A 10,742-nucleotide genomic window follows, 5' to 3' on the forward strand; every position below is an offset into this window, starting at 1 on the left:
TGAAACGATGCATCGCCGATGGTAGTGTGGGGTTTCCCCATGTGAGAGTAGGTCATCGTCAAGATTAAATTCCAGAACCCCTGTTTGCTAACGCAAACAGGGGTTTTGTTTTGGGCGGTCGAAAAGGTTCTGGCCTATCGCCATTGCATAGAAAGCAAGCTGTCCCTGCGCTCTCGCCATAAGCCAGCTTGCTTTCTATGCAATGGCTCTGCGCATGGCTATCATGCGTGCCTCATTGTGAGGCGAGACTTGCATGCTGACGTTGTTAAAACTTCTGAAAGATGGCCGATTCCACTCGGGTGAAGCGCTAGGCGCCGCCCTGGGCGTCAGTCGTAGTGCTGTGTGGAAGCAACTCCAGCATCTGGAGATCGAGCTGGATCTGACAATTCACAAGGTCAGGGGGAGGGGCTATCAATTGGCGTCCCCGCTGGTTCTATTGAGCGCTGATGAGATCGCCCTCAAGTCGCAGGTCTGCGCAGGTTCAGTTTTTATATCCGAGACCATCGGCTCCACTAATGCCGAGGCTTTGCGCCGTATTGAGGCGGGGCAGGTGGCGCCGTTCCTTGTTCTCTCAGAACAGCAGACCGCAGGAAGGGGGCGTCGAGGGCGTAAATGGGTCAGTCCATTTGCACAGAATGTTTACTACAGCCTTGTGCTTCGTATCGATGGCGGTTTACGACAGCTAGAAGGGCTGAGTCTCGTCGTGGGCTTGGCGGTGATGCAAACGTTGCGCGACTTTGGTGTCCACGGTTCGGGTTTGAAGTGGCCTAATGACGTGCTCGTTGGTTCGAAGAAGATAGCTGGCATCCTTCTTGAATTGGTAGGGGACCCTGCTGACGTATGCCATGTAGTGCTCGGTATTGGTATCAATGCGAACATGCAGAGCGCCGCGGAAGTGGATCAGCAGTGGACATCAATACAGCTCGAAACAGGTCGTGCGGTAGACCGAAATCATCTGGTCGCACACCTGAGTCAGGCGTTACAAGGTTATCTCGATCATCATAGAGATTCCGGCTTTTCAGTAATTCGCCAGGAGTGGGAGCAAAATCATCTATGGCAGGGAAAGGCGGTGTCATTGATCGCAGGTGTTAACCAGGTGGACGGGGTTGTGCTGGGTATTGATGATCAAGGCGCTCTACGTCTCGAAGTAAACGGTGTTGAGAAAATATACAGTGGTGGTGAGCTAAGCCTGAGGTTGCGTGATGATTCTTGAGCTCGACTGTGGGAATAGTTTCATCAAATGGCGAGTACTCAAGGCAAGTCACTCAGCCGTTTTTGCTGAAGGGGTTGTTGATTCCGATGTGGCGTTGCTGGGTAGCCTTCATTCGTTGACTGGACTGTCGCTGCAGCATTGCAGATTGGTCAGCGTTCGCGCGCAGGAAGAGACGAACCGCCTGGCGGGTGTGTTGGTTGCGGCCTTTGGTGTTTCTATCAGCTGTGCTGCGCCGTCGCGTGAAATGGCCGGCGTGCGCAATGGGTATGAAGACTACGCCCGTCTAGGGCTGGATCGTTGGCTGGCGATGCTTGGAGGCTTCCAGCTAGCCTCGGGAGCATGTCTGGTGCTTGATTTTGGTACGGCGGCCACTGCCGATTTCATCACGGCTGATGGCGAGCATCTTGGAGGATTTATCTGCCCGGGCATGCCCCTGATGCGCAATCAGCTGCGAACCCATACCCGTAAAATACGGTATGACGATGTTGCTGCTGAGCGTGCGTTGGAAAGCCTGGTGCCTGGCCGTACCACTGCCCAAGCCGTTGAACGAGGTTGTACGCTCATGCTCCGCGGTTTTGCTCAGTCACAGCTGGAGCTGGCTCGCAGTTATTGGGGGGAGGACTTCTCGGTGTTTCTTACGGGGGGGGATGCGGAGTTGGTCGCTGACGCCTTGCCGGGCGCTCGCTTCGTTCCGGACCTGGTATTTGTTGGCTTGGCGATGGCGTGCCCTTTGTCCTGAGGTTTTTATGCGTTGGTTGTTTCTGTTGCTGCTGGTCCTCAATGTTTTTTATTACGTCTGGCACCAGCAAGAGGCTCCGCTGCGTGCGAAGGATGTCACTCCGTTGGCGCTGTACCGGGGCTCCCAGCAGGATATTCAGCTGCTGAGCGAGTCGGCGGACTCTGTGTCGCGGCGTGACAAGGCCAGGGCTCCGGAGGCGCCTGCTGGCTGCTTGTATATCGGAGGGTTTTCGAGTCATGAGCAAGCGCAGTTCCTGGAGCAGCGGCTTATCAGTCTGGATATCAGGGTCCGGATCCAGTCGTTGGTCTCAGCGGGTGCGCCTTCTTTCTGGTTGCGTGTAGCGCCTGAAAGCCGCCGTCTGGCTGACGATCTGCCTTTTGAAAGCCTTGCTAATGAATTCAATGAGTTAAAACATAAAATAATGCCGTGCGAAGGCATTGCAACTGTCGAATAGTTTGCATAGAATGGCGCCCGCTCCACAGTGATGACCCTCTTGGGAAGTTGGTGTGAAGCGATCGTCACGCAGCTAACCTCATATTTTTAATGAGAAAATGCTTGACAGAAGGTCGGCGTAATGTAAAATGCCGGCTCGCTTAGGAGGGGTTCCCGAGCGGCCAAAGGGATCAGACTGTAAATCTGACGTCTACGACTTCGAAGGTTCGAATCCTTCCCCCTCCACCATTTTTAGCGTGAGCTGCAAGCTCCGCGGGTATAGTTTAGTGGTAGAACCTCAGCCTTCCAAGCTGATGATGCGGGTTCGATTCCCGCTACCCGCTCCAAGTTTGCAGGTTGTGCAAGGTGTTTCGCTCTTGTAGCTCAGTTGGTAGAGCACACCCTTGGTAAGGGTGAGGTCAGCGGTTCAAATCCGCTCAAGAGCTCCATATAACAAGGCAGATATGAAAATATCTGCCTTTGTTTTAACAGCTGCCTCGGCTTGATCTTGTTTTGCCTGGTGTTATCGGGTTGTTTCAAGTCTATTGGGGTTGGTTGTTGTAAAGTCTTTTTCAGGCCTGCATAATGGTCGGCCTGATTTTGTTTTAGGTCAGTAGCTCAATTGGCAGAGCGACGGTCTCCAAAACCGTAGGTTGGGGGTTCGATTCCCTCCTGACCTGCCAGATTCACGTGGTGTATCTGGCTTTCTTTTCACAGGATCTTCATAGATGACTCCTAAGGCTGAAGCTCAAAGCTCTCGTTTCGATCTGGTTAAGTGGCTCGCTGTCGTCGCTTTGGTGGTCGTAGGCGTTGTTGGCAATCAGTATTATTCTGCTTCGCCGATCCTGTACCGCGTACTCGTATTGCTTGCTCTTGCTGCTGTGGCCGTTTTCATTGGTCTGCAGACAGTAAAGGGTAAGTCTTTCGCTGTGCTGGTAAAGGAAGCTCGCACCGAAATACGTAAAGTCGTTTGGCCAACTCGCCAAGAAACCACGCAGACCACGCTGATTGTTGTGGCTGTTGTTCTGGTTATGGCGTTGCTGTTGTGGGGTCTTGATTCCCTGCTCGGCTGGCTTGTTTCCTTGATTGTTGGCTAAGGGTGTCCCGTGGCTAAGCGTTGGTACGTTGTGCATGCTTACTCGGGTTACGAGAAGCATGTTATGCGCTCTTTGCTAGAGCGCGTAAAGCTGGCAGGCATGGAAGATGGCTTCGGCGAAATTCTGGTTCCCACTGAAGAAGTGGTTGAAATGCGTAATGGCCAGAAACGCAAAAGCGAGCGCAAGTTCTTCCCTGGCTATGTGCTGGTACAGATGGACATGAATGAGGGTACTTGGCACTTGGTCAAGGACACTCCTCGCGTCATGGGCTTCATTGGCGGTACCGCTGATAAGCCTGCACCGATCACTGACAAAGAAGCAGAAGCGATTCTGCGTCGTGTTGCTGACGGTAGCGATAAGCCGAAGCCGAAGACGTTGTTCGAGCCGGGTGAGGTTGTTCGTGTCACTGATGGTCCGTTTGCTGATTTCAACGGTACTGTCGAAGAAGTTAACTACGAAAAGAGCCGGATCCAAGTGGCGGTGCTCATTTTCGGTCGCTCTACTCCGGTAGAGTTGGAGTTCAGCCAGGTCGAAAAGGTCTAGCTGACAAAGCATCCCAACCCCGCAGCCTTAGGCTGTGGGGTTTTGTCGTCACTGGGATAAACGCGCAAGTAACCGGGGAGCCTTTCGAGGCGCTTGAACCCGTAATTGGAGTGCCTCATGGCCAAGAAGATTACCGCTTACATCAAGCTGCAAGTGAAGGCCGCTCAGGCCAACCCTAGCCCACCCGTCGGTCCAGCTCTGGGTCAGCACGGCGTGAACATCATGGAATTCTGCAAGGCCTTCAACGCCCGTACCCAGGGTATTGAGCCAGGTCTGCCGACTCCAGTGATCATCACTGTATACAGCGACCGTAGCTTCACTTTCGAAACCAAGTCGACCCCGGCTTCGGTTCTGTTGAAGAAAGCTGCTGGTCTGACTAGCGGTTCCGCTCGTCCGAACACCGTTAAGGTTGGCACCGTAACTCGTGCTCAGCTGGAAGAAATCGCGAAAACCAAAAACGCGGATCTGACTGCAGCTGATATGGATGCAGCCGTGCGTACCATCGCCGGTTCTGCTCGTAGCATGGGCCTTAACGTGGAGGGTGTGTAATGGCTAAGCTGACCAAGCGCCAAAAGGCTATCGCCGGCAAAATCGAAGCGGGCAAGTCCTACAACTTTGTAGACGCTGCTGCTCTGCTGACCGAGCTGTCGACTGTCAAGTTCAGCGAGTCCGTTGACGTTGCTGTAAACCTGGGTGTTGACCCACGTAAATCCGACCAGGTCGTTCGTAGCGCTACTGTGCTGCCACACGGTACTGGCAAGACTGTACGTGTTGCTGTCTTCACCCAAGGCCCGGCAGCTGAAGCTGCTCTGGCTGCTGGCGCTGATCGCGTTGGCATGGACGACCTGGCTGCCGAAATGAAAGGCGGCGACCTGAACTACGACGTAGTTATTGCCTCCCCGGATGCAATGCGCGTTGTAGGTCAGTTGGGTCAGATCCTGGGTCCACGTGGTCTGATGCCTAACCCGAAAGTCGGTACCGTAACTCCAGACGTAGCTACCGCGGTTAAAAACGCCAAGGCTGGTCAGGTTCGTTATCGCACCGACAAAAACGGCATCATTCACACTTCCGTTGGCAAGGTCGGCTTCGACGCCGTCAAGCTGAAGGAAAACGTTGAAGCCCTGATCGCTGATCTGAAGCGTATCAAGCCAGCTTCTTCGAAAGGTATCTACGTCAAGCGCGTTACCCTGAGCACCACTATGGGCCCAGGTCTGGTCATCGACCAGGGTTCGCTGGACGTATAAGACACAGGTTGGCGCAAGTGATTGCGCCAATTGAAAAATTGGGGTCCCTGCCTGGCGGGGGCTATCCAAGACCGTAGGCGACGCAAGTCTTAAACCATCAAGCCTACGCAGATGGTGCTCCCGGTTCCTTACCGAATCAGACACCAAAACGACATCCGGCCTAGGCCAGATGAAACGGTAACAAGCAGGAGTTAAACCCGTGGCAATTAATCTCGAAGACAAGAAGGCCATCGTCGCTGAAGTCAACGAGGCTGCCAAAGCTGCTCTGTCCGCTGTCGTGGCTGATGCCCGTGGTGTGACAGTAGGCGCTATGACCGGACTCCGTAAAGAGGCTCGTGAAGCTGGCGTATACGTACGTGTTGTACGTAACACCCTGCTCAAGCGCGCTGTTGCTGACACTGAATACAGTGTCCTCAACGACGTGTTCACCGGCCCGACTCTGATCGCGTTTTCCAAGGACCATCCAGGCGCTGCTGCCCGTTTGTTCAAGGAATTCGCCAAGAGTCAGGATAAGTTCGAGATCAAGGCAGCTGCGTTCGAGGGCAAGTTCCTCGCAGCTAACCAAATCGACGTACTGGCAACACTGCCGACCCGTAACGAAGCTATTTCGCAGCTGATGAGCGTGATTCAAGGCGCTACCAGCAAGCTGGCTCGTACTCTGGCCGCAGTTCGCGAGCAAAAAGAAGCTGCAGCAGCCTAAGGCTGAGCAACGTCTCTCGCGTTTTTTTGTTTATTTCGATGGCCGCGTAGGCCGTCCCCCAATTCAGGAAATACAGCAATGTCTATCTCCCAAGACGATATCCTCAACGCCGTAGCTGAAATGTCGGTTCTGCAGGTTGTTGAGCTGATCAAAGCTTTCGAAGAAAAATTCGGCGTTTCCGCTGCCGCTGCTTCCGCTGGCCCAGCTGTTGCTGCTGTTGCTGCTGAAGAGCAAACCGAATTCAACGTCATGCTGCTGGAAGCTGGCGAGAAGAAAGTAAACGTGATCAAGGCAGTACGTGAACTGACCGGTCTGGGCCTGAAAGAAGCCAAGGCTGTAGTTGACGGCGCTCCTGCCCAGGTTCTGGAAGCTGTGTCCAAAGACGCTGCTGACAAAGCCAAAGCAGTACTGGAAGAAGCAGGCGCTAAAGTCGAGCTGAAGTAAGCATCGACCTTGCGTTTCCAGCCCAAGCGTTAAGCTGAAGGCTGATGGCTGGTGGCTCTTGCCACCGGCCTTTTTCCGTTCTTGGCTGTCGACTCGGTCGCCGCCACTAACGCGCTGTAGCCACCCGATGCGGTGGTGCAAACCAAGGGGTTTGCAAGATTTTCTGGCTGCTCCCGTCGGGGGGGCCAAACAAGCAGGTGACCAAGCTGGGGAACGCTGATGGCTTACTCATATACTGAGAAAAAACGTATCCGCAAGGACTTTAGCAAGTTGCCGGACGTCATGGATGTCCCGTACCTTCTGGCTATCCAGCTGGATTCGTATCGTGAATTCTTGCAGGCGGGAGCGACCAAAGATCAGTTCCGCGACGTGGGCCTGCATGCGGCCTTCAAATCCGTTTTCCCGATCATCAGCTACTCCGGCAATGCTGCGCTGGAGTACGTCGGTTATCGCCTGGGCGAACCGGCATTTGATGTCAAAGAATGCGTGTTGCGCGGTGTTACGTACGCCGTACCTTTGCGGGTAAAAGTTCGTCTGATCATTTTCGACAAAGAATCGTCGAACAAAGCGATCAAGGACATCAAAGAGCAAGAAGTCTACATGGGCGAAATCCCATTGATGACTGAGAACGGTACCTTCGTTATCAACGGTACCGAGCGTGTAATCGTTTCCCAGCTGCACCGTTCCCCGGGCGTGTTCTTCGACCACGACCGCGGCAAGACGCACAGCTCCGGTAAGCTCCTGTACTCCGCGCGGATCATTCCGTACCGTGGTTCGTGGTTGGACTTCGAGTTCGACCCTAAAGACTGCGTGTTCGTGCGTATCGACCGTCGTCGCAAGCTGCCGGCCTCGGTACTGCTGCGCGCGCTCGGCTATACCACTGAGCAAGTGCTGGACGCTTTCTACACCACCAACGTATTCAGCCTGAAGGATGAAACCCTCAGCCTGGAACTGATTGCTTCGCGTCTGCGTGGTGAAATTGCCGTCCTGGACATCCAGGATGAGAAGGGCAAGGTCATTGTTGAGGCTGGCCGTCGTATTACTGCGCGCCACATCAACCAGATCGAAAAAGCCGGTATCAAGTCGCTGGACGTGCCTCTGGACTACGTCCTGGGCCGCACTACCGCCAAGGTTATCGTTCACCCGGCGACAGGCGAGATCCTGGCTGAGTGCAACACCGAGCTGAACACCGAGATCCTGGCAAAAATCGCCAAGGCCCAGGTTGTTCGCATCGAGACCCTGTACACCAACGATATCGACTGCGGTCCGTTCGTCTCCGACACCCTGAAGATCGACTCCACCAGCAACCAATTGGAAGCGCTGGTCGAAATCTATCGCATGATGCGTCCAGGCGAGCCACCAACCAAAGACGCTGCCGAAACCCTGTTCAACAACCTGTTCTTCAGCCCTGAGCGCTATGACCTGTCTGCGGTCGGCCGGATGAAGTTCAACCGTCGTATCGGTCGTACCGAGATCGAAGGTTCGGGCGTGCTGTGCAAGGAAGACATCGTTGCGGTCCTGAAGACTCTGGTCGACATCCGTAATGGTAAAGGCATCGTCGATGACATCGACCACCTGGGTAACCGTCGTGTTCGCTGCGTAGGCGAAATGGCCGAGAACCAGTTCCGCGTTGGCCTGGTACGTGTTGAGCGTGCGGTCAAAGAGCGTCTGTCGATGGCCGAAAGCGAAGGCCTGATGCCGCAAGACCTGATCAACGCCAAGCCAGTGGCTGCGGCGGTGAAAGAGTTCTTCGGCTCCAGCCAGCTTTCGCAGTTCATGGACCAGAACAACCCGCTCTCCGAGATCACCCACAAGCGCCGTGTTTCTGCACTGGGCCCGGGCGGTCTGACCCGTGAGCGTGCTGGCTTTGAAGTTCGTGACGTACACCCGACGCACTACGGTCGTGTTTGCCCGATCGAAACGCCGGAAGGTCCGAACATCGGTCTGATCAACTCCCTGGCTGCCTATGCGCGCACCAACCAGTACGGCTTCCTCGAGAGCCCGTACCGCGTGGTGAAAGACGCCCTGGTCACCGACGAGATCGTCTTCCTGTCCGCCATCGAAGAAGCTGATCACGTGATCGCTCAGGCTTCGGCCACGATGAACGACAAGAAAGTCCTGATCGACGAGCTGGTAGCTGTTCGTCACTTGAACGAGTTCACCGTCAAGGCGCCGGAAGACGTCACCTTGATGGACGTATCGCCCAAGCAGGTAGTTTCGGTTGCAGCATCGCTGATCCCGTTCCTGGAACACGATGACGCCAACCGTGCGTTGATGGGTTCCAACATGCAGCGTCAAGCTGTACCGACCCTGCGCGCTGACAAGCCGCTGGTAGGTACCGGCATGGAGCGTAACGTAGCCCGTGACTCCGGCGTTTGCGTCGTGGCTCGTCGTGGCGGCGTGATCGACTCTGTTGATGCCAGCCGTATCGTGGTTCGTGTTGCCGATGACGAAGTTGAAACTGGCGAAGCCGGTGTCGACATCTACAACCTGACCAAATACACCCGCTCGAACCAGAACACCTGCATCAACCAGCGTCCGCTGGTGCGTAAGGGTGATCGCGTTCAGCGTAGCGACATCATGGCCGACGGTCCGTCCACCGATATGGGTGAGTTGGCTCTGGGTCAGAACATGCGCATCGCGTTCATGGCGTGGAACGGCTTCAACTTCGAAGACTCCATCTGCCTGTCCGAGCGTGTTGTTCAAGAAGACCGTTTCACCACGATCCACATCCAGGAACTGACCTGTGTGGCACGTGACACCAAGCTTGGGCCAGAGGAAATCACTGCAGACATCCCGAACGTGGGTGAAGCTGCGCTGAACAAGCTGGACGAAGCCGGTATCGTTTACGTAGGTGCTGAAGTTGGCGCTGGCGACATCCTGGTCGGTAAGGTCACTCCGAAAGGCGAGACCCAACTGACTCCGGAAGAGAAGCTGCTGCGTGCCATCTTCGGCGAAAAAGCCAGCGACGTTAAAGACACCTCCCTGCGCGTACCTACTGGTACCAAGGGTACTGTCATCGACGTACAGGTCTTCACCCGTGACGGCGTCGAGCGTGATGCTCGTGCACTGTCCATCGAGAAGACTCAACTCGACGAAATCCGCAAGGATTTGAACGAAGAGTTCCGTATCGTTGAAGGCGCGACCTTCGAACGTCTGCGTTCTGCCCTGGTAGGCCACAAGGCTGAAGGCGGCGCAGGTCTGAAGAAAGGTCAGGATATCACCGACGAAATCCTCGACGGTCTTGAGCACGGCCAGTGGTTCAAACTGCGCATGGCTGAAGATGCTCTGAACGAGCAGCTCGAGAAGGCCCAGGCCTACATCGTTGATCGCCGCCGTCTGCTGGACGACAAGTTCGAAGACAAGAAGCGCAAACTGCAGCAGGGCGATGACCTGGCTCCAGGCGTGCTGAAAATCGTCAAGGTTTACCTGGCAATCCGTCGTCGCATTCAGCCGGGCGACAAGATGGCCGGTCGTCACGGTAACAAAGGTGTGGTCTCCGTGATCATGCCGGTTGAAGACATGCCGCACGATGCCAATGGCACCCCGGTCGACGTCGTCCTCAACCCGTTGGGCGTACCTTCGCGTATGAACGTTGGTCAGATCCTTGAAACCCACCTGGGCCTCGCGGCTAAAGGTCTGGGCGAGAAGATCAACCGTATGATCGAAGAGCAGCGCAAGGTCGCAGACCTGCGTAAGTTCCTGCACGAGATCTACAACGAGATCGGCGGCCGCAAAGAAGAGCTGGACACTTTCTCCGACCAGGAAATCCTGGATCTGGCGAAAAACCTGCGCGGCGGCGTTCCAATGGCTACCCCGGTGTTCGACGGTGCCAAGGAAAGCGAAATCAAGGCCATGCTGAAACTGGCAGACCTGCCAGAAAGCGGCCAGATGCAGCTGTTCGACGGCCGTACCGGCAACAAGTTCGAGCGCCCGGTTACTGTTGGCTACATGTACATGCTGAAGCTGAACCACTTGGTAGACGACAAGATGCACGCTCGTTCTACCGGTTCGTACAGCCTGGTTACCCAGCAGCCGCTGGGTGGTAAGGCTCAGTTCGGTGGTCAGCGTTTCGGGGAGATGGAGGTCTGGGCACTGGAAGCATACGGTGCTGCATACACTCTGCAAGAAATGCTCACAGTGAAGTCGGACGATGTGAACGGTCGTACCAAGATGTACAAAAACATCGTGGACGGCGATCACCGTATGGAGCCGGGCATGCCCGAGTCTTTCAACGTGTTGATCAAAGAAATTCGTTCCCTCGGCATCGATATCGATCTGGAAACCGAATAACACGTGACGCGAATCGAGAGCGGGGCAGTGATGCCCG

10 protein-coding genes and 4 tRNA genes are annotated in these 10,742 nt (G+C 55.2%); all 14 read left to right on the forward strand.

The window, feature by feature from the left end; all coding sequences use genetic code 11:
* The first annotated feature begins 253 nt into the window (after positions 1–253).
* Complete coding sequence (gene birA / locus HBR94_RS00005) at positions 254–1,213, forward strand: bifunctional biotin--[acetyl-CoA-carboxylase] ligase/biotin operon repressor BirA (RefSeq protein WP_170043975.1); 960 nt, start codon at positions 254–256, stop codon at positions 1,211–1,213.
* Positions 1,203–1,952 carry a pantothenate kinase gene (locus HBR94_RS00010; protein WP_170043976.1) on the forward strand — a complete coding sequence of 250 codons (750 nt, stop codon included), beginning with the start codon at positions 1,203–1,205 and terminating at the stop codon, positions 1,950–1,952. Before birA ends, HBR94_RS00010 begins: the two co-directional genes overlap by 11 nt.
* A gap of 7 nt (positions 1,953–1,959) precedes the next feature.
* On the forward strand, positions 1,960–2,406 hold the full coding sequence (locus HBR94_RS00015; RefSeq protein WP_115129114.1) for a hypothetical protein: 447 nt from the start codon (positions 1,960–1,962) through the stop codon (positions 2,404–2,406).
* Between the two features lie 142 nt (positions 2,407–2,548).
* Positions 2,549–2,633 (forward strand) — tRNA-Tyr (locus HBR94_RS00020).
* A 24-nt stretch (positions 2,634–2,657) separates the two neighbouring features.
* Positions 2,658–2,731, forward strand: a tRNA-Gly gene (locus HBR94_RS00025).
* A gap of 26 nt (positions 2,732–2,757) precedes the next feature.
* Positions 2,758–2,833: transfer RNA gene (locus HBR94_RS00030), tRNA-Thr, on the forward strand.
* A 158-nt stretch (positions 2,834–2,991) separates the two neighbouring features.
* Positions 2,992–3,067 (forward strand) — tRNA-Trp (locus HBR94_RS00035).
* A 45-nt stretch (positions 3,068–3,112) separates the two neighbouring features.
* A complete protein-coding gene (gene secE, locus HBR94_RS00040) occupies positions 3,113–3,481 on the forward strand; it encodes a preprotein translocase subunit SecE (RefSeq protein WP_029299242.1) in 369 nt (122 codons plus the stop codon).
* 9 nt (positions 3,482–3,490) lie between these two features.
* Positions 3,491–4,024: a transcription termination/antitermination protein NusG gene (gene nusG / locus HBR94_RS00045; RefSeq protein WP_003176436.1), complete on the forward strand. Its 534-nt coding sequence runs from the start codon at positions 3,491–3,493 to the stop codon at positions 4,022–4,024.
* Positions 4,025–4,141: 117 nt separating this feature from the next.
* Positions 4,142–4,573, forward strand: a complete 432-nt coding sequence (gene rplK, locus HBR94_RS00050; RefSeq protein ID WP_003210097.1) for a 50S ribosomal protein L11 — start codon at positions 4,142–4,144, stop codon at positions 4,571–4,573.
* The gene (rplA, locus tag HBR94_RS00055; RefSeq protein ID WP_003176434.1) at positions 4,573–5,268 is read left to right on the forward strand and encodes a 50S ribosomal protein L1; all 696 of its coding nucleotides are present in this window, start codon (positions 4,573–4,575) and stop codon (positions 5,266–5,268) included. The genes rplK and rplA overlap by 1 nt, the downstream gene beginning before the upstream one ends.
* Positions 5,269–5,467: 199 nt before the next feature.
* Positions 5,468–5,968, forward strand: a complete 501-nt coding sequence (gene rplJ / locus HBR94_RS00060) for a 50S ribosomal protein L10 (RefSeq protein WP_003176433.1) — start codon at positions 5,468–5,470, stop codon at positions 5,966–5,968.
* A 78-nt stretch (positions 5,969–6,046) separates the two neighbouring features.
* Entirely contained in the window at positions 6,047–6,412 is a 366-nt protein-coding gene (gene rplL / locus HBR94_RS00065) for a 50S ribosomal protein L7/L12 (RefSeq protein WP_003210093.1), read from the forward strand.
* Between the two features lie 219 nt (positions 6,413–6,631).
* The gene (gene rpoB / locus HBR94_RS00070; protein WP_053138310.1) at positions 6,632–10,705 is read left to right on the forward strand and encodes a DNA-directed RNA polymerase subunit beta; all 4,074 of its coding nucleotides are present in this window, start codon (positions 6,632–6,634) and stop codon (positions 10,703–10,705) included.
* The last annotated feature ends 37 nt before the right edge of the window (positions 10,706–10,742 follow it).

The organism is Pseudomonas sp. WS 5412 (assembly GCF_012985615.1).
Classification (GTDB): domain Bacteria; phylum Pseudomonadota; class Gammaproteobacteria; order Pseudomonadales; family Pseudomonadaceae; genus Aquipseudomonas; species Aquipseudomonas shahriarae.